16 protein-coding genes are annotated in these 18,084 nt (G+C 60.3%); 9 read left to right on the top strand and 7 right to left on the bottom strand.

The window, feature by feature from the left end; genetic code table 11:
- Positions 1–52: 52 nt before the first annotated feature.
- The 4 genes from trpE to JH25_RS10020 all read right to left on the bottom strand — a co-directional run bounded on the left by trpE (position 53) and on the right by JH25_RS10020 (position 4,326).
- Positions 53–1,534: an anthranilate synthase component I gene (gene trpE, locus JH25_RS10005; RefSeq protein WP_005792028.1), complete on the bottom strand. Its 1,482-nt coding sequence runs from the start codon at positions 1,532–1,534 to the stop codon at positions 53–55.
- Between the two features lie 69 nt (positions 1,535–1,603).
- Positions 1,604–2,422, bottom strand: coding sequence for a phosphoglycolate phosphatase (locus JH25_RS10010; RefSeq protein ID WP_005792030.1), 819 nt, complete (start codon positions 2,420–2,422; stop codon positions 1,604–1,606).
- Complete coding sequence (gene rpe / locus JH25_RS10015; protein ID WP_005792031.1) at positions 2,419–3,093, bottom strand: ribulose-phosphate 3-epimerase; 675 nt, start codon at positions 3,091–3,093, stop codon at positions 2,419–2,421. Before rpe ends, JH25_RS10010 begins: the two co-directional genes overlap by 4 nt.
- Before the next feature lie 84 nt (positions 3,094–3,177).
- Positions 3,178–4,326: an iron-containing alcohol dehydrogenase gene (locus JH25_RS10020; RefSeq protein WP_032879194.1), complete on the bottom strand. Its 1,149-nt coding sequence runs from the start codon at positions 4,324–4,326 to the stop codon at positions 3,178–3,180.
- Positions 4,327–4,509: 183 nt separating this feature from the next.
- On the opposite strand from JH25_RS10020, the gene JH25_RS10025 reads away from it, so the two are divergent.
- Positions 4,510–5,484: an alpha/beta hydrolase family protein gene (locus JH25_RS10025; protein ID WP_032879192.1), complete on the top strand. Its 975-nt coding sequence runs from the start codon at positions 4,510–4,512 to the stop codon at positions 5,482–5,484.
- Positions 5,485–5,542: 58 nt separating this feature from the next.
- Here the strand turns inward: JH25_RS10025 and JH25_RS10030 are convergent, their stop codons facing one another.
- The 3 genes from JH25_RS10030 to JH25_RS10040 are packed head-to-tail and all read right to left on the bottom strand — an operon-like array spanning position 5,543 to position 8,008.
- Positions 5,543–6,310 carry a TerB family tellurite resistance protein gene (locus tag JH25_RS10030; protein ID WP_032879191.1) on the bottom strand — a complete coding sequence of 256 codons (768 nt, stop codon included), beginning with the start codon at positions 6,308–6,310 and terminating at the stop codon, positions 5,543–5,545.
- A gap of 1 nt (position 6,311) precedes the next feature.
- Positions 6,312–6,986 carry an N-acetylmuramate alpha-1-phosphate uridylyltransferase MurU gene (gene murU, locus JH25_RS10035; protein ID WP_032879189.1) on the bottom strand — a complete coding sequence of 225 codons (675 nt, stop codon included), beginning with the start codon at positions 6,984–6,986 and terminating at the stop codon, positions 6,312–6,314.
- The gene (locus JH25_RS10040) at positions 6,983–8,008 is read right to left on the bottom strand and encodes an aminoglycoside phosphotransferase family protein (RefSeq protein WP_032879188.1); all 1,026 of its coding nucleotides are present in this window, start codon (positions 8,006–8,008) and stop codon (positions 6,983–6,985) included. Before JH25_RS10040 ends, murU begins: the two co-directional genes overlap by 4 nt.
- A 130-nt stretch (positions 8,009–8,138) precedes the next feature.
- Here JH25_RS10040 and JH25_RS10045 point away from each other — a divergent pair, with 130 nt between their 5' ends.
- The 8 genes from JH25_RS10045 to JH25_RS10080 all read left to right on the top strand — a co-directional run bounded on the left by JH25_RS10045 (position 8,139) and on the right by JH25_RS10080 (position 17,992).
- The gene (locus tag JH25_RS10045; protein WP_032879186.1) at positions 8,139–10,913 is read left to right on the top strand and encodes an LPS-assembly protein LptD; all 2,775 of its coding nucleotides are present in this window, start codon (positions 8,139–8,141) and stop codon (positions 10,911–10,913) included.
- Positions 10,894–12,228, top strand: coding sequence for a peptidylprolyl isomerase (locus JH25_RS10050; RefSeq protein ID WP_143508490.1), 1,335 nt, complete (start codon positions 10,894–10,896; stop codon positions 12,226–12,228). The genes JH25_RS10045 and JH25_RS10050 overlap by 20 nt, the downstream gene beginning before the upstream one ends.
- Positions 12,225–13,214 (top strand): 4-hydroxythreonine-4-phosphate dehydrogenase PdxA, encoded by a 990-nt coding sequence (gene pdxA / locus JH25_RS10055; protein WP_032879183.1) that lies wholly within the window; start codon positions 12,225–12,227, stop codon positions 13,212–13,214. Before JH25_RS10050 ends, pdxA begins: the two co-directional genes overlap by 4 nt.
- A complete protein-coding gene (rsmA, locus tag JH25_RS10060; protein WP_005792048.1) occupies positions 13,211–14,023 on the top strand; it encodes a 16S rRNA (adenine(1518)-N(6)/adenine(1519)-N(6))-dimethyltransferase RsmA in 813 nt (270 codons plus the stop codon). The genes pdxA and rsmA overlap by 4 nt, the downstream gene beginning before the upstream one ends.
- A 190-nt stretch (positions 14,024–14,213) precedes the next feature.
- Positions 14,214–14,594 (top strand): Co2+/Mg2+ efflux protein ApaG, encoded by a 381-nt coding sequence (gene apaG, locus JH25_RS10065; protein ID WP_032879182.1) that lies wholly within the window; start codon positions 14,214–14,216, stop codon positions 14,592–14,594.
- Positions 14,594–15,445 (top strand): symmetrical bis(5'-nucleosyl)-tetraphosphatase, encoded by an 852-nt coding sequence (locus JH25_RS10070; RefSeq protein ID WP_032879180.1) that lies wholly within the window; start codon positions 14,594–14,596, stop codon positions 15,443–15,445. The genes apaG and JH25_RS10070 overlap by 1 nt, the downstream gene beginning before the upstream one ends.
- 9 nt (positions 15,446–15,454) lie before the next feature.
- The gene (glpE, locus tag JH25_RS10075; RefSeq protein WP_032879179.1) at positions 15,455–15,784 is read left to right on the top strand and encodes a thiosulfate sulfurtransferase GlpE; all 330 of its coding nucleotides are present in this window, start codon (positions 15,455–15,457) and stop codon (positions 15,782–15,784) included.
- Between the two features lie 285 nt (positions 15,785–16,069).
- Positions 16,070–17,992, top strand: coding sequence for a PrkA family serine protein kinase (locus JH25_RS10080; protein ID WP_003194732.1), 1,923 nt, complete (start codon positions 16,070–16,072; stop codon positions 17,990–17,992).
- Positions 17,993–18,084: the final 92 nt, after the last annotated feature.

The following is an 18,084-nucleotide window of genomic DNA, read 5'->3' as shown; positions in this document are numbered from 1 at the left end:
CTGATACACCGCCATCGCGGGCAAGCCCGCTCCCACACTTTTTATTCCAGCTTTAGTCTTGTGGGGTTTGCTCTGCCAGCGCCACAGCACGAAACATCGCCCGGCGCTTGTTCAAGGTTTCTTCCCACTCAAGGGCCGGCACCGAGTCCGCCACAATCCCGCCACCGGCCTGTACATGCAGTTCGCCATCCTTGATCACCGCGGTGCGGATCGCGATCGCAGTGTCCATATTGCCGTTCCAGGCGAAGTAACCGACGGCACCGCCATACACGCCACGCTTGACCGGCTCCAGTTCGTCGATGATTTCCATCGCACGGATTTTCGGTGCGCCCGACAAGGTGCCCGCCGGCAAAATCGCGCGCAGTGCATCCATCGCCGTCAGCCCGGCCTTCAGTTCGCCAGTCACGTTGGACACGATGTGCATCACGTTGGAGTAGCGCTCGATGACCATCTTCTCGGTCAACTTCACCGAACCGATTTCTGAAACACGCCCGGTGTCATTGCGCCCCAGGTCGATCAGCATCAGGTGCTCGGCGATTTCCTTGTCATCGCTGAGCAGGTCTTCTTCCAGCGCCAGGTCTGCCTCTTCGGTTGCGCCACGTGGGCGTGTGCCGGCAATCGGGCGTACGGTGATCAGGTTATCTTCGACACGCACCAGCACTTCCGGCGAGCTGCCCACCACGTGGAAGTCGCCAAAGTTGAAGAAGTACATATACGGCGTCGGGTTGAAGCACCGCAGCGCACGGTACAGGTCGATCGGCGCGGCCTTGAAGTCGATGGACATGCGTTGTGACGGCACCACTTGCATGCAGTCACCGGCGAGGATGTATTGCTTGATGGTATCGACTGCGCGCTCGTAGTCATCCTGCGTAAAGCTGGAGCGAAACACCGGGTCGGCCGCGGGTGGGCGACTCAGGTCGAGGCCGCGACGCGGGGTGATCGGCTGGCGGAGTTTTTCCAGCAGCGCCTGCAGACTGGCCTGGCCTTGCTCGAAGGCATCCGCTTGAGCAGGGTCGGCAAGGACAATCGCATGCATCTTGCCGGCAAGGTTGTCGAACACCACTACTGCGTCGGAGACCATCAGCAAAATGTCCGGCACACCCAATGGGTCTGGGTTCGGACATTTCCCAAGACGCTTTTCGACATAGCGCACGCAGTCATAGCCGAAATACCCCACCAGGCCACCATTGAAACGCGGCAGGCCGGCAATGGTCGGTACGTTGTAGCGCGCCTTGAAAGCTTCGACGAAGGCCAGCGGGTCTTCAACGTCATGGCTTTCGATCTCTACGCCATCGTGGGTGATGCTGACATGATGGTCGTGCACGCGCAGCACCGTGCGGCATGGCAGGCCGATGATCGAGTAACGGCCCCATTTCTCGCCGCCCTGTACCGATTCGAGCAGGTAAGAGTTGGGCGCATCGGCAAGCTTCAGATAAATCGACAACGGCGTGTCGAAGTCGGCCAGGGTTTCGCAGGCCAGGGGAATACGGTTATAGCCGGCAGCGGCCAAACGCAGGAATTCTTCACGGATCATGGGGGAGCCTCGTGGCTTGAGGGTCAAACGGTCAGGTAGGCAAACGTGCCGCAGCGCGGCGAGAATCAGTCAGGCGCGCCAACGCCAGCGGGCCAGGGCCTTGATGACTTTCATCCAGAGTTTGCGAGTGACCACCACGATGGCGTTTCCAGAAGGGGACGGATCAATGTCGGGCAACGTTATCTCAGCGCCCGCTCCCAGGCAACCGGGGATTAGCAGGCGCAGATCATCAATCACCAGCGCCGGCGACTCTTCGGCAATCGGGCGCCCGTGGTTGTAGCCGTAGCTCAAGGCTACGCATTGCACGCCTGCAGCTTTTGCCGCCAGTACATCACTGCGCGAATCGCCGACAAACAATGACTGGGACGCCGGGATATTCGCCATTTTCATCACAAAGAACAGTGCGGCCGGGTCAGGCTTCTTCTGCGGCAAGGTATCGCCACCGATGATCCAGCGAAAATAACGGCCGATTTTCATCTGGTCCAACAGCGGCGCGACAAAGCGCTCCGGCTTGTTGGTGATCAAGGCCATTTCCACGCCCTGCTTGCTCAGCCATTTGAGAGTGTCACGCACGCCGGGGTAGACCACGGTGAGTTCGTGGCCGTTTTCGTACGCGACATTGAACAGTTCCAGAGCGTGCTCGGCTTCCACCTCATCGACACCCGAAGCGTCGATATTGTTGGCCAGGGCCCGGCGCACCAGCATCGGCGCGCCGTTGCCGACCCACTCACGCACCGACTCGATCCCCGCCGGCTTGCGCCCCAGTTTGAGCAGCATCTGGTCCACCGCCGCTGCCAGGTCAGGCACCGAGTCGATCAGCGTACCGTCCAGATCGAACATCACCAGCCGTGGCAGCTTGCCGGGGAACAGCTGCTCGAAGCCGCTCATGGACGCGTCAGCGCCAGTTCGGCACGCATCGTGTCGATGACGGCCTGGTAGTCCGGTGCGTTGAAGATCGCCGAGCCTGCCACGAAGGTATCGGCGCCGGCGGCAGCGATTTCACGAATATTGTTGACGTTGACGCCGCCGTCGATCTCCAGGCGGATATCGCGCCCTGAGGCGTCGATCAGCGCTCGCGCTTCACGCAGCTTGTTCAGGGTGCCCGGGATGAATTTCTGCCCGCCGAAACCTGGGTTGACGCTCATCAGCAGCACCATGTCGACCTTGTCCATCACGTACTCAAGTACGTTCAGCGGAGTGGCTGGGTTGAACACCAAGCCCGCCTTGCAGCCGCCTTCGCGGATCAGTTGCAGGGTGCGGTCGACGTGCAGCGTGGCTTCCGGGTGGAAGGTAATGTAGGTCGCGCCGGCCTCGATGAAGTCACCGATGATGCGGTCCACGGGGCTGACCATCAGGTGGGCGTCGATCGGCGCGGTGATGCCGTATTTGCGCAGCGCTGCGCAGACCATCGGGCCTATGGTCAGGTTGGGTACGTAGTGGTTGTCCATGACATCGAAGTGCACGAAGTCGGCACCCGCGGCCAACACCTTGTCCACTTCCTCACCCAGGCGGGCGAAGTCGGCGGAGAGAATCGATGGAGCAATGACGAAGGGCTGCATGACGCACCTTTTTTGAGCTAAATCACGATGGCGCGCATTGTATACCTCATGCTTTGCTGCGCGCACCGTGACCTAACTCAACGGTTAGTAAGCCGCCCGGTAGATTTTCTCGATATCGGCCGCACTGAGCTGACGCGGGTTATTGCGCATCAGGCGCTCGATACCCGCAGCTTCCGTGGCCATGGCCGCAATGGCGTCTTCGGGCACCCCGAAACTGCGCAGCCCGGCGGGGATCTCGACGGCGGCGCATAGTCGCGTCATTGCCTCCACGGCCTGGTCGGCAGCCTCGTTGACACTCAGCACCGTCACATTCACGCCCATGGCTTGGGCAATATCCTGCATACGTTCGACGCAGGCCAACTTGTTCCAATGCATGACGTACGGCAGCAACAGCGCATTGCTCACACCATGGGCAATATTGAAACGCCCGCCCAACGGGTAAGCCAGCGCATGCACGGCACCGACTCCGGCATTCCCGAATGCCATGCCGGCCATGAGGCTGGCAGTAGCCATGTCATCACGGGCCTGCAGGTTGGCCGGGTTGGCGTAAGCCTTGGGCAGCGCGTTGGCAATCAGCTTGATGGCGCCGATGGCCAGGGCGTCGGTGATCGGCGAGGCGTTCAGTGACAGATAGGACTCAATGGCATGCACCAAGGCGTCCACACCACTGGCCGCGGTGACACTGCGCGGGCAGGTCAGAGTCATTTGCGGGCTGATCAGCGCGACATCCGGCAGCAGGTAGTCGCTGACGATGCCTTTTTTCAGCTGTGCGGCCTTGTCGGAGAGGATCGCCACATTGGTCACCTCCGAACCGGTGCCCGCCGTGGTCGGGATGGCGATCAGCGGCGGGCCCTTGCGCGGCACCTGGTCGACCCCGAACAAATCCGCCAGCGCACCGTGGTAGCCGGCATAGGCCGCCACGCTCTTGGCGATATCGATGGCGCTGCCGCCGCCCACACCAATGAGGCCGTCATGCCCGCCTTCGCGGTACGCACGCATGCAGTCTTCAACGATGGCGATTTCCGGGTCGGGCAGTACGCGATCGAAGATTTCGTAAGCACGATCGCCCAGATGTTCGAGGGCCAGGGCGACAGTGCCAGACTTGACCAGGGCCGCATCGGTGACGATCAGCGGGTTATCCACATCCAGCCGGGTCAGTTCCGCGGCCAATTGCTCGATGGCGCCCGCGCCGGTCAGCAGTTTATGGGCGATCTTGAATGAGGAAGTACTCATGTGCGCGGCCTCTTATGAATGATGGGCTGGCACAAGAATAGCTGCCCATCGCGTGTTGTCTGCCATTCACTGGTTGAATGGTCATCGCCGATAACCTGCTGGCAGAAAACCACGCCCCACATCACTGACAAATACTGACCAACCCATTAGGCTGCTCACATCACTTATGGCCGGAAATTAACGATGCTTTTTCTCCACCGTTCGGCACTGCCAACGTTGTGCCTGTCGCTACTATGTGCCAGCGCCCTGCCTGCTCACGCCGCCGACGCGCCCGCGCCCGCTGCCGAAAAACCTGCTGAGCGCCAACCTCTGCCCGAGCGCAGCCAGTCGCAAGCCAGCGCTCTGGAGCGCCAGATTCCGCAACCGGAACAACAACAGCTGCAAGCCGGTAGCGATTCGTTCCTGGCCCTGTGGAAACCCGCCAACGGCGCAGAGGCCGAAGGTGTGGTGATTATCGTACCGGGCGCCGGGGAGAACGCCGACTGGCCGCAAGCAATCGCCCCCTTGCGGCGCAAGTTACCGGATGCGGCCTGGGGCACCTTGAGCCTGTCACTGCCGGACGTAAATGTAGACACCTTGCCGCCACGGGTCATCGAACCGCCAAAAGCTGCGGTCGACACCAGCAGCAAGGACGGCAGCACGGCCGCCAAACCTGTCGAACAGGCCGCCAGCGCCGAGGCCGAAGGCACTGATCCGGCGGTGGTGCCGGATGCAGATGAACAGGACAAGACCGACGCCAAGCGCATCTTCGACCGCATCGACGCCGCCGTCGCCTTCGCCCAGACCCAAAGCGCCCGCAGTGTGGTGCTGCTCGGCCACGGCACCGGCGCCTGGTGGGCCGCACGTTACCTGAGCGAGAAACAGCCATCCCAGGTGCAGAAGCTGATCATGGTGGCCGGGAAGACGCCGGCGGCTCGCCAACCGGACCTGCAACAACTGGCGCCGAGCTTGAAGGTGCCCACGGCGGATGTGTTTTATCAAGACACACCCCAGGAACGCAAAAACGCGCAGGAGCGTATCCAGGCGGCCAAGCGCTCGAAGAATGACGGTTACAAGCAGGTATCGCTCACGGCGTTGCCCGGCAATAGCGCAGCAGAGCAGGAACAGTTGTATCGGCGGGTTCGCGGATGGCTCAGCCCGCAGGGCGGCGCAGACTGATCATGTCTTCGAACCTGTTGCAGAAACAATGTGGGAGGGGCCTCTCAGGCCGATAGCCTCAGCGAAAATCCCGACGCTCGCGAATCAACGCGTAAGCGTTATGCAGCTCCCGGGTGCGTTCGGTGGCTTCACGCACTTGTGCGGGGCTGGCGCCCGTGCCGGCGATCTTGTCCGGGTGGTGGCGGCTGAGGAGGCGACGGTAGGCGCGTTTGATCACCGAGGGCTCAGTGGTCGCCGTCACACCCAGGACCTGCAACGCCTCCTGATAGGCTCCACCACGATTGGCCAGCGGCTTGCGCTGCGGCGCGTAATCGGTTGCCAGTGCCTGGAGTTGTTGCGGCGTCCAGCCCAGCCATTTGCCCCACAGGTCGATCAGGTCGCGCTCGGCGTCATCCGCCCGTCCGTCCGCCCAGGCCATGCGCCAACAGGCACGTAGCACGCCTTCCGCCGCATGGGGTTGCGCCTTGAGCACACGCAGGTAGCTGCGCACACGGTCGCTGCCAGACTTGCCCCGGTTGAAGGCGCTGATAGCGCGACGCTGGGCCGGCTCGGACATATCCAACGCACGCATCTCCTGACGCGCCTGCTGGATATGCCCATCCACAACCCGGCCGTTACTCTTGGCCAACCGCCCCAACAGCACAAACAACAGTTCGTCGTTGCGCAACGCCGGGCGCCCGCCCAGGCGTTCGCGCAACTGCGCCCAACTGTGCAGTTGCAGACGACGATCCAGCGCCTGCCCCAGCAATGCACCCAACAAGGCCCCTGGAATACTGGCAATGGCAAAGCCAGCCCCGGCGCCGATCAGCGTCCCTGGCCACAACATCCTACTGCTCCGCTGTCAGCAAGGTTTCGACTTGCGCCAGACGCTCCAGCGTCCCGACATCCACCCAGCGTCCCGTCATGTGCTCCCCCGTTACCAGACCTTTAGCCATGGCCGCACGCAACAGCGGCGCCAACTTGAAGGCACCGGCGCTGCAACCCGCAAACAATTTGGGGTCGAGCACTGAAATGCCACTGAAGGTCAGGTTATCGGCACCGGGCGCGGCATCATGAAGCAGACCTTTATCCAGGTAGAAATCCCCGCCTGACGGGTGGTGCTCAGGGTTGTCGACCATCACCAAGTGCGCCAGGCCCTGGATCGGCTGCCCGAGACGGGTGAAATCGTAGTCAGTCCAGATATCTCCATTGACCACCAGGAAGGGGTCACCCCCCAGCAGCGGCAACGCCTGGAATATCCCGCCCCCCGTTTCCAGCGGCTCACCCTCCGGCGAGTAGCGGATGCGCAGCCCGAACTGGGCGCCGTCACCCAAGTAGTTTTCAATCTGCTGGCCTAGCCAGGCATGGTTGATCACGATCTCGGTAAAGCCGGCCTTCGCCAAAGCTTCAAGGTGATACTCGATCAACCGCTTGCCGCCGGCTTGCACCAGCGGCTTGGGCGTATGCAGGGTGAGCGGACGCATGCGCTCGCCCTTTCCCGCTGCCAGGATCATTGCCTTCATACAATGGCCTCGGCGGGCTGGCGCAGGCTGGCGAGCAGTTCGCCCAGTTCGCTCAACTCGGGTCGGTCGGCGAGCACCGCGTCTATATAAGCAAAGAAACGCGGCACATCGGCCAGGTAGCGCGGTTTGCCGTCACGGTGGCAAATACGCGAAAAAATACCGATGACCTTGAGATGACGCTGCACGCCCATCAGGTCGCTGGCGCGCAGAAAGTCTTCGAAGTCGTCCTGCACCGGGATCCCCAACCGCCCGGCGCGCTGCCAGTAGCCGTGCTGCCATTCACGCACGCGCGCTTGGGGCCAACTGAGGAAAGCGTCCTTGAACAGGCAGGTAATGTCGTAAGTCACCGGGCCGTAGACCGCATCTTGAAAATCCAGTACGCCAGGGTTCGGTTCACTGATCATCAGGTTGCGCGGCATATAGTCGCGATGCACCAGCACCTTGGGCTGCGCCAGGGCACTGTCGATCAATTTTTCGCTGACGCGTTGCCAGAGGGCTTGTTGCTCAGCGTCGAAGTCGATCCCCAGGTGACGGCGCACATACCATTCCGGGAACAACTCCAGCTCGCGACGCAACAAGGCCACGTCGTAGCTGGGCAATGGTGCGTCCATCGGCAATTGCTGGAAAGCCAGCAGCGCATCGATGGCGTCGGCAAATAATTGATCGGCATTTTCAGCGTCAATCACGTCCAGATAGGTTTTTCTGCCCAGGTCATTGAGCAAAAGAAAGCCACGAGGCAAGTCTTCTGCATAAATTTTTGGCACATTTATTCCTGATTTCGCCAGTAAATGCGCGATATCGACGAAAGGTTTGCAGTTTTCCTGGGGGGGTGGCGCGTCCATTACGACGAACGTATGGGCACCGCCCTCCCACCGGAAGTAACGCCTGAAACTCGCGTCGCTGCTGGCCGCGGTCAATGTGGCCGGGGGTACGGGACCCCAGTCCTGAGCGTTGAAGAGGATCGGCAACTGCTCATCCAGCCAGACTTCCAGCTGTTGTAAACGTAGATCTTGCTCGGGCATTACAAGGGTCTCCGACGGCGCTAGCCGTCAAGCGGGGCATGCTTTATTATCACGCATCTTTTTCAGACCATCGAGAGGCGTGCGGCCCAAACCGCGGGCAGATGGCACGCAGGAAGCCCGGACTAATAAGATGGCATTGAAATCCCCCGCGTTTCGTAGAAAATTTCCGTTGCTGGTAACCGGCAGTCTGCTGGCCTTGCAACCTTTCGCCACCTCATTCGTGGTCGCCGCGGAACAGTATGACTGCTCAGTCTCTGCTTCGGGTGCCTGGGATTGCGCGCCGAAGACCGCCGCAGCCCCATTGCCACCGCGCCCGGTGCATGACGGTTCTGCCGTCAGCTCGGCCAACGGCACGCCGCAAGGCAAGGCTGGCGGCAGCGTCGACGCCGAGCCCAAGACCGTGCTGGTCACCGAATCCAAGGGCCGTGGCCTGCGCTCGCGCAGCGCCGACTACAGCCACCTGGACTGGGTACCTCGCGACAAGCTGACTGCAGCGCAGTTGGCCGAAACCGGCCCTTACTGCGGCGGTGCCTACATCGAGCCGACTCGTCCTGGCATGAACGACAAGACGGACAAGAGCGATGCGCCGACCTTCATCGGTGCCAAGGCCTCGCGCTACGAGCAGGAACAGCAGGTCGCCACCCTGGCCGGTGACGTGGTCATGCGCCAGGGCAGCATGCAGCTTGAAGCGGACGAAGCCAGCCTGTACCAGGCCGAGAACCGTGGCGAGCTGAACGGCAAGGTGCGACTGCGCGACAACGGCGCGCTGATCGTGGGCGACCATGCCCAGGTCCAGCTCGACACCGGCGCCGCCCAGATCGACAACGCCGAATACGTGATGCACAAGTCGCGCATTCGCGGTAACGCCCTGTACGCCAAGCGTGCCGAGAACGCGATCATCCGTCTCAAGGACGGTACGTACACCACCTGCGAGCCGGACAGCAACGCCTGGCAGCTCAAGGGCAACAACATCACGTTGAACCCGGCCACCGGTTTCGGTACGGCCACCAACGCGACGTTGCGGGTCAAGAACATCCCGATCCTGTACACCCCGTACATCTACTTCCCGATCGACGACCGTCGTCAATCCGGCTTCCTGCCGCCGAGCTTCAGCACCGGCAGCGAGACTGGCTTTACGCTGGTAACGCCGTACTACTTCAACCTGGCACCGAACTACGATGCCACGTTGTACCCGCAATACATGACCAAGCGCGGCTTGTTGATGGAGGGCGAATTCCGCTACCTGACCAAGTCGAGTGAAGGGCAGTTTGGTGGGGCGTATCTCAATGATGATAGCGACGAGCGGAAGAAGCAGACCGATTACGAAAAAACCCGTTATATGCTCAATTGGCAGCATAAGGGTGGGTTGGATTCGCGTCTGACGTCGCAGGTGGATTACACCCGAATCAGCGATCCTTATTACTTCCAGGATTTGAAGTCGTATGAGGAAGGGGTTGAGAGCCAGGACTTCCTGAACCAACAGGGTTCCCTGACGTACCGTGGTGACTCCTATCAGGCTCGCTTGAATGTTCAAGCCTACCAGTTGGCGACAATTTCCCAAATCACGCCGTATGACCGGCTGCCGCAGCTAACACTCAATGGTCAACTGCCATTCCACCCTGGCGGCCTGAACTTCAGCTATGAAACCGAAGCCGTACGTTTCGATCGAGATTTGGAGAACGGTGATTTTACCGATGAGAACGGCTTGGTTTCGCGCCGACTGGATACCTATGTCACTGGCCTGACCCGTGCAAACGGTACTCGCCTGAATGTTGCCCCAGCGGTCGAATATCCGATGAACTGGACTTACGGCTTCGTGACTCCGAAGCTCAAGTACGTTTATACAAAATACGATCTCGACCTTGATAGCATCGGTAAAAATACGCTCGCTCCCGGCGATGAGTTCAAGAGTTCGCAAGATCGCGCTGTTCCTATCGCGAGCGTAGACAGCGGGTTGTACTTCGACCGCAAAACCAATTGGTTCGGTAAAGACTATAACCAGACCCTTGAGCCGCGGGCGTTCTATCTCTACGTACCGAACAAAGATCAAAGCGATATTCCGGTTTTCGACACCAGTGAATATTCGTTCAGCTATGCCTCTCTATTCCGTGATAACCGCTTCGCCGGTAACGATCGGATCGGTGACGAGAACAAGTTATCCCTAGGCGTAACCAGCCGGTGGATCGAAGAAAATGGCTTCGAACGCCAGCGTGTTTCCGTGGGCCAGGCACTGTACTTCAAGGATCGCGAGGTTCAACTGCCAGGAGTCCTGGCCGCTGACCGAGATGACTCCCGAACAGATGTCTCGCCGATCGCCCTGGAATACGCATTCCGCTTCAACCGCGACTGGCGTGCCACGGCCGATTATAACTGGGACACTGAAAGCCATGCCCCACGCTCTGGCAGTGCGATGTTCCACTACCAGCCAGAAGACAACCCGAACAAGGTCGTCAACCTCGGCTACCGCTATCGCAATGACCAGGTGGTCTACAACCAGCTGACCGGCAAATGGCAGTTCGGTGGTGACTACGGCACTCCGGGTCAAGAGAACTACGTGAAGGATTACTACAAAATCCAGCAACACGACTTCTCGATGATGTGGCCGATCATTCCTCAGTGGAACCTGATCACCCGCTGGCAGTATGACTATGCCCGCAACCGCACCCTGGAAGCCTTCGGTGGTTTCGAGTACGACAACTGCTGCTGGAAACTGCGCGTCATCAATCGCTATTGGGTTTCCAACGACGAATACAGCCAGATCGCCCCGCTTAACGAAAAGGGTGACCACGGGCTCTTCTTCCAGATCGTCCTTAAAGGACTCGGCGGCCTGACCGGCGCCAAGGTAGAGAGCTTCCTCGACAAAGGCATTGAAGGTTATCGTGAACGTGAAGACAAAGCTTTCTGAGTGTTTGCGCCCGCTAGTGCTGGGCGCGCTGTTCCTGGGTACTGTTTCGGCACACGCCGCGGTTCAACAGCTGGATAAAGTAGCGGCCATCGTCGACAACGACGTGATCATGCAGAGCCAGCTGGACCAACGGGTCAAGGAAGTTCAGCAAACCATCGCCAAGCGTGGCGGTGGTGTGCCGCCGACCAGCGTCCTGGAACCCCAGGTACTGGAGCGTCTGATCGTCGAAAACCTGCAGTTGCAGATCGGCGAACGTTCCGGCATCCGGATTTCGGACGAAGAGCTGAACCAGGCCGTCGGCACCATTGCTCAACGCAACAACATGAGCATTGATCAGTTCCGCGCCGCCCTGGCTCACGATGGCTTGTCCTATGAGGACGCCCGCGACCAGATCAAGCGCGAGATGATCATCAGCCGTGTGCGCCAGCGCCGTGTGGCCGAACGGGTCCAGGTATCGGAGCAGGAAGTGAAGAACTTCCTGGCCTCGGACCTTGGCAAGATGCAGCTCTCCGAAGAACTGCACCTGGCCAATATTCTTATTCCTACCCCTGACGCCGCCAACTCCGAGCAACTGAATGCCGCTGCGGCCAAGACCCAAGCGGTGTACGACCGCCTGAAAGCCGGTGCTGACTTTGCCCAGACCGCCATTGCCGTCTCCGGCAGCGATAACGCACTGGACGGCGGTGACATGGGCTGGCGTAAAGCCGCACAGCTGCCGCCTCCGTTCGATCGCGAGCTGAGCTCCATGGAAGTCGGCGGCATCACCCAACCGGCACGTACCCCAGGTGGCTTCATTATCCTCAAGCTGCTGGGCAAGCGCGGCGGCGAGACCTCGCTGAAAGACGAAGTACACGTTCGTCACATCCTGGTCAAACCAAGCGAAATCCGTACCGAGGCACAAACCAAGGAACTGGCGCAGAAGATCTACGACCGCATCGAAAGCGGTGAAGACTTCGCCACCCTGGCCAAAAGTTTCTCGGAAGACCCTGGTTCTGCCCTTAACGGCGGCGACTTGAACTGGATCGACCCGAAAGCCCTGGTGCCCGAGTTCCAACAGGTCATGGCCGACACACCGCAAGGCGTATTGTCCAAGCCGTTCAAGACTCAATACGGCTGGCATGTCCTGGAAGTCCTTGGCCGTCGCGCCACCGACAACACCAACCAGGCCCGCGAGCAGCAAGCCCTGACCGTGCTGCGTAACCGCAAATACGACGAAGAGCTGCAAACCTGGTTGCGTCAGATCCGTGACGAAGCCTACGTAGAGAACAAGCTGCCAGGCGCCGAGCAAACAGGCACCGACCAGGCAACCCAGTGAAACCCCAGCGTTTCGCGGTGACACCCGGCGAGCCGGCCGGCATTGGTCCAGACCTGTGCCTGCTGCTCGCCTCGCAACCTCAGCCACACCCCCTGATTGCCATTACCAGCCGCGACCTGCTCCTTGAGCGGGCCGCGCAGTTGGGCGTGGCTGTCAACTTGCTGGAAGTGGCACCGGGCAATTGGCCGGACCTGCCCGCCCCGGCCGGCAGCCTGTATGTATGGGACACCCCTTTACAGGCCAAGGTGGTCGCCGGGCAACTGAACAAGGCCAATGCAGCCTTTGTGCTGGAAACCCTGACACGCGCCGGGCAAGGCTGCATCGACGGCGACTTTGCCGGCATGATCACCGCGCCCGTGCATAAAGGCGTGATCAACGAATCCGGCATCGCGTTTTCCGGCCATACCGAATTCCTCGCCGAGCTGACCCATACCGAACAGGTCGTGATGATGCTGGCGACCCGTGGCCTGCGTGTTGCGCTGGTGACCACACATCTGCCACTGCGCGATATTGCCGACGCCATCACCGCCGAGCGCATAGAGCGCGTCACGCGCATCCTGCATGACGACCTGCAACACAAATTCGGCATTGCCCGACCGCGTATCCTGGTCTGCGGGCTAAACCCCCATGCCGGTGAAGGCGGCCACTTGGGCCATGAAGAAATCGACATCATTGAACCGACATTAGAGCGCCTGCGCCAAGAAGGCATGGAGCTGCGTGGCCCATTGCCTGCAGACACTCTGTTTACCCCCAAATATCTGGAGCACTGCGACGCAGTGCTGGCGATGTACCACGACCAGGGGCTGCCCGTGCTGAAGTACAAAGGCTTCGGCGCTGCAGTCAACGTGACACTGGGCCTGCCGATCATCCGCACCTCCGTCGACCATGGCACAGCCCTGGACCTGGCGGGCAGCGGCAAGATCGATACCGGCAGCCTGCACGTAGCCCTGGAAACCGCCTATCAGATGGCCGAGACCCGTATATGACTGAGCATTACCAACACCGGGCGCGCAAGCGCTTCGGGCAAAACTTCCTGCACGACGCGGGTGTCATCGATCGCATCCTGCGCTCCATCCACGCCAAGCCAGAAGACCGCCTGCTGGAAATCGGCCCGGGCCAGGGCGCGCTGACCCAAGGCCTGCTGGCGAGCGGCGGGCAGCTGGACGTGGTGGAACTGGACAAGGACCTGATCCCGATCCTGAACCAGCAGTTCGCTGGCAAGCCCAACTTCAACCTGCACCAGGGCGATGCGCTGAAGTTCGACTTCAATAGCCTGAATGCCGCCCCCAATAGCCTGCGGGTGGTGGGCAACCTGCCGTACAACATCTCCACACCGCTGATTTTCCACCTGCTGAACAACGCCGGGATCATCCGCGACATGCACTTCATGCTGCAGAAGGAAGTGGTGGAGCGCCTGGCCGCAGGCCCTGGCGGTGGCGATTGGGGCCGTTTGTCGATCATGGTCCAGTATCATTGCCGCGTGGAGCACCTGTTCAACGTCGGCCCGGGCGCGTTCAACCCGCCGCCGAAGGTTGATTCAGCCATCGTACGCCTGGTGCCGCATGCCGTGCTGCCCCACCCAGCCAAGGATCACAAGCTGCTGGAGCGCGTTGTGCGTGAAGCGTTCAACCAACGCCGCAAGACGCTGCGCAACACGCTCAAGGCCCTGCTGAGCAACGCTGAAATCGAAGCTGCCGGTGTCGATGGCAGCCTGCGCCCCGAACAGCTGGACTTGGCCGCGTTCGTACGCCTGGCTGACCAACTGGCGATTCAGCCAGCTCCGACAGAAGGATAAGGCTCAACGCGATCCAATGTGGGAGGGGGCTTGCTCCCGATAGGGGAGTATCAGTGGATACATTTTCAACTGACACATCGCTATCGGGAGCAAGCCCCCTCCCACATTTGGATCACGTATCTGGCCTAGTGCCCACCTCATGGCCTAGACTGACCCGCATCTGCTGTCCCCTGCTTTTAAGGCCTCTTGCATGTCCGATCCTCGCTATCAGATCGACGTCAGCGTCGTCACCCGCTTCCTGGCGGACCAATCGCAACCCGAACAGAACCGCTTTGCCTTTGCCTACACCGTCACCGTAAAAAACAACGGGTTGGTCCCGGCCAAGCTGCTGTCGCGCCACTGGGTCATTACCGATGGCGACGGCCAGGTCGAGGAAGTGCGTGGAGCAGGCGTTGTCGGCCAGCAACCCTTGATCAACAGCGGCGCCAGCCACACCTACAGCAGCGGCACGGTGATGACCTCCAAGGTCGGCACCATGCAGGGCTCGTATCAGATGAAAGCTACCGACGGTCATTTGTTCGACGCAACGATCAAGCCCTTCCGCCTCGCGGTGCCCGGAGCCCTGCACTGATGGCGACGTACGCGGTCGGCGACCTGCAAGGTTGCCTGGAACCTCTCAAGTGCCTGCTCGAGCGCGTAGCCTTTGACCCCGCAAGCGATCGCCTGTGGCTGGTGGGCGACCTCGTCAACCGAGGCCCCCACTCCCTGGAGACCCTGCGCTATCTCTATAGCCTGCGTGACTCGCTGGTATGCGTACTCGGCAACCACGACCTGCACCTGCTCGCGGCCGGCAATAACATCGAGCGCCTGAAAAAGGGCGACACCCTGCGCGAAATTCTCGAAGCGCCGGACCGCGCCGAGTTGCTCGACTGGCTGCGCCGGCAAAAACTCATGCACTACGATGAGGGCCGCAACATGGCCTTGGTGCATGCAGGCATCCCACCTCAGTGGACGCTGAAAAAAGCCCTCAAATGCGCCGCTGAAGTCCAAATTGCACTGGCCGATGACACCCTGTACACCACCTACCTGGACGGCATGTACGGCAACGAACCGGTGAAGTGGGACAACGACCTCACGGGCGTAACCCGCCTGCGCGTGATCACCAACTACTTTACGCGGATGCGCTTCTGCACCGCTGAAGGCAAGCTGGACCTCAAGAGCAAGGAAGGCGCCGACACCGCGCTACCCGGCTACAAGCCATGGTTCGCCCATAAGGAGCGCAAGACCCGTGATACGAAGATCATCTTTGGTCACTGGGCCGCCCTGGAAGGCAAATGCGACGAACCCGGCGTGTTCGCCCTCGACACCGGCTGCGTATGGGGCGGCGCCATGACCCTGATGAACATCGACACCGGCGAGCGCTTCGGCTGCCAGTGTGAACCCCCTCTTTCCATTACCCAGCCGGCCGCCGCCAAACCATAGGAGCCCGCCATGACCGAATTCAAACGTATCCCTCCCCAAGAAGCCCAAGCGCTGCGCGAGCAAGGCGCGGTGGTCGTCGATATCCGCGACCAGCCTACCTATGCGGCAGCTCATATCCCCGGCGCCAAGCATCTGGACAACGTCAACATCGCCGACTTCATCCGCGCCGCCGACCTCGATGCGCCGCTGATCGTAGCCTGCTACCACGGCAATTCCAGCCAGAGCGCGGCCGCTTACCTGGTCAGCCAGGGCTTCTCCGACGTCTATAGCCTGGACGGCGGCTTTGAGCTGTGGCGTGGGACCTACCCTTCGGAAATTTCCGAAGGCGATTCGCAATAATTTTTTTCACACCCCGCTACCCCGCGTGACGCTTGGGCTTGCGCCGTTTCTGACGAACGGCGCAGCCAAACTAATTGCGCATCGCGCCTTGACCTCCCGGATTCCGAACTATCCTTAAGCGCAGGCCATCCGAATCAGGGGAGAGCCGGTACACCGGCGTACGGGTCATCGGTAGCGTTTCAGGGTGTTCTGGGGGGAAAACAGCCATTGGCGTACGTCAATGACTGCCAGCATCCGCTGATTGATCCGGCGTCGGCTCCACGTATCGAGCGAGGTGACGACGTCATGAGTATCTTTAGCCACTTCCAACAACGCTTCGCGTCCACGCAGCAGGAAGAACTCACGCTTCAAGAGTATCTCGAGCTGTGCAAGCAGGACCGCAGCACCTATGCCTCTGCCGCCGAACGCCTGCTATTGGCGATCGGCGAGCCGGAGCTGGTGGAAACCGCCAACAATTCGCGCCTGTCGCGAATATTCTCCAACAAGGTGATCCGCCGCTATCCGGCCTTTGAAGACTTCCATGGCATGGAAGAATGCATCGACCAGATCGTCTCCTACTTCCGCCATGCCGCCCAAGGCCTGGAAGAGAAGAAACAGATCCTTTACCTGCTCGGGCCAGTCGGCGGCGGCAAGTCGTCCCTGGCGGAAAAGCTCAAGCAGTTGATCGAGAAGGTGCCCTTCTACGCGATCAAGGGCTCGCCGGTCTTCGAGTCGCCCCTGGGCCTGTTCAACGCCACGGAAGATGGCGCGATTCTCGAAGAAGACTTCGGTATCCCGCGGCGCTACCTCAATACCATCATGTCGCCCTGGGCCACCAAGCGCCTGGCCGAGTTCGGCGGTGATATCAGCCAATTCCGCGTAGTGAAGCTCTACCCGTCGATCCTCAACCAGATCGGCGTAGCCAAGACCGAACCGGGCGACGAAAACAACCAGGATATTTCGGCACTGGTGGGCAAGGTCGATATCCGCAAACTCGAAGAATTCCCACAGAACGACGCTGACGCCTACAGCTACTCCGGCGCGCTGTGCCGGGCCAACCAGGGCTTGATGGAGTTCGTGGAGATGTTCAAGGCGCCGATAAAGGTGCTCCACCCACTGCTCACCGCTACCCAGGAAGGCAACTACAACAGCACCGAAGGCCTGGGCGCGATTCCGTTCACCGGGATCCTGCTGGCCCACTCCAATGAATCGGAATGGCACACCTTCCGTAACAACAAGAACAACGAAGCCTTCATCGACCGGATCTATATCGTCAAGGTGCCGTACTGCCTGCGGGTCAGCGATGAGATCAAGATTTACGACAAGCTGCTGTTCAACAGCTCCCTGGCCAAGGCCCACTGCGCACCCGACACGTTGAAGATGCTCGCCCAGTTCACCGTACTGTCGCGCCTCAAGGAGCCGGAGAATTCGAATATCTATTCAAAAATGCGGGTGTATGACGGCGAGAACCTCAAGGACACCGACCCCAAGGCCAAGTCGATCCAGGAGTATCGCGATACAGCGGGCGTCGATGAGGGCATGAATGGCCTGTCGACACGCTTTGCGTTCAAGATCCTGTCCAAGGTCTTCAACTTCGACCCCCACGAGATCGCCGCCAACCCGGTGCATCTGCTGTATGTACTGGAGCAGCAGATCGAACAGGAGCAATTCCAGGCGGAAACCCGCGAACGCTACCTGCGCTTCCTCAAGGAATACCTGGCACCGCGCTACATCGAGTTTATCGGCAAGGAAATCCAGACCGCGTACCTGGAGTCCTACAGCGAGTACGGTCAGAACATCTTCGACCGCTATGTGCTGTACGCCGACTTCTGGATTCAGGACCAGGAGTACCGCGATCCGGAAACCGGCGAAATCCTCAATCGCGTGGCGCTCAACGAAGAGCTTGAGAAGATCGAGAAACCGGCCGGCATCAGCAACCCAAAGGATTTCCGCAACGAAATCGTCAACTTCGTACTGCGCGCCCGTGCCAACAACAATGGCAAGAATCCCACCTGGCTCAGCTACGAGAAGCTGCGGGTGGTCATCGAAAAGAAAATGTTCTCCAACACCGAGGATCTGCTGCCGGTCATCAGCTTCAATGCCAAGGCCAGCAAGGAGGATCAGCAAAAACACAACGACTTCGTCACACGAATGGTCGAGCGCGGCTACACCGACAAACAGGTACGACTGCTCTCCGAGTGGTACTTGCGGGTGCGTAAATCGCAGTAAGGCAGCGACAAGCCAACGCTGCCAGGCATCCGGCCTGGCGGCTGACCGCTTGTCTCTAAGCTTCCAGCTCGCGGCTTGAAGCTTGTAACGTG

The sequence above is a fragment of the Pseudomonas sp. BRG-100 genome, from assembly GCF_000737955.1.
Lineage (GTDB): Bacteria > Pseudomonadota > Gammaproteobacteria > Pseudomonadales > Pseudomonadaceae > Aquipseudomonas > Aquipseudomonas synxantha_A.
Note: the sequence above shows the minus strand (reverse complement) of the source record. Positions and strands in the feature narration are given on the sequence as shown.

Bases quoted from the DNA above. Each gene is read 5' to 3' on its own strand.
- trpE (WP_005792028.1), bottom strand. From the start codon at position 1,534: ATGATCCGTGAAGAATTCCTGCGTTTGGCCGCTGCCGGCTATAACCGT.
- JH25_RS10010 (WP_005792030.1), bottom strand. From the start codon at position 2,422: ATGAGCGGCTTCGAGCAGCTGTTCCCCGGCAAGCTGCCACGGCTGGTG.
- rpe (WP_005792031.1), bottom strand. From the start codon at position 3,093: ATGCAGCCCTTCGTCATTGCTCCATCGATTCTCTCCGCCGACTTCGCC.
- JH25_RS10020 (WP_032879194.1), bottom strand. From the start codon at position 4,326: ATGAGTACTTCCTCATTCAAGATCGCCCATAAACTGCTGACCGGCGCG.
- JH25_RS10025 (WP_032879192.1), top strand. From the start codon at position 4,510: ATGCTTTTTCTCCACCGTTCGGCACTGCCAACGTTGTGCCTGTCGCTA.
- JH25_RS10030 (WP_032879191.1), bottom strand. From the start codon at position 6,310: ATGTTGTGGCCAGGGACGCTGATCGGCGCCGGGGCTGGCTTTGCCATT.
- murU (WP_032879189.1), bottom strand. From the start codon at position 6,986: ATGAAGGCAATGATCCTGGCAGCGGGAAAGGGCGAGCGCATGCGTCCG.
- JH25_RS10040 (WP_032879188.1), bottom strand. From the start codon at position 8,008: ATGCCCGAGCAAGATCTACGTTTACAACAGCTGGAAGTCTGGCTGGAT.
- JH25_RS10045 (WP_032879186.1), top strand. From the start codon at position 8,139: ATGGCATTGAAATCCCCCGCGTTTCGTAGAAAATTTCCGTTGCTGGTA.
- rsmA (WP_005792048.1), top strand. From the start codon at position 13,211: ATGACTGAGCATTACCAACACCGGGCGCGCAAGCGCTTCGGGCAAAAC.
- apaG (WP_032879182.1), top strand. From the start codon at position 14,214: ATGTCCGATCCTCGCTATCAGATCGACGTCAGCGTCGTCACCCGCTTC.
- JH25_RS10070 (WP_032879180.1), top strand. From the start codon at position 14,594: ATGGCGACGTACGCGGTCGGCGACCTGCAAGGTTGCCTGGAACCTCTC.
- glpE (WP_032879179.1), top strand. From the start codon at position 15,455: ATGACCGAATTCAAACGTATCCCTCCCCAAGAAGCCCAAGCGCTGCGC.
- JH25_RS10080 (WP_003194732.1), top strand. From the start codon at position 16,070: ATGAGTATCTTTAGCCACTTCCAACAACGCTTCGCGTCCACGCAGCAG.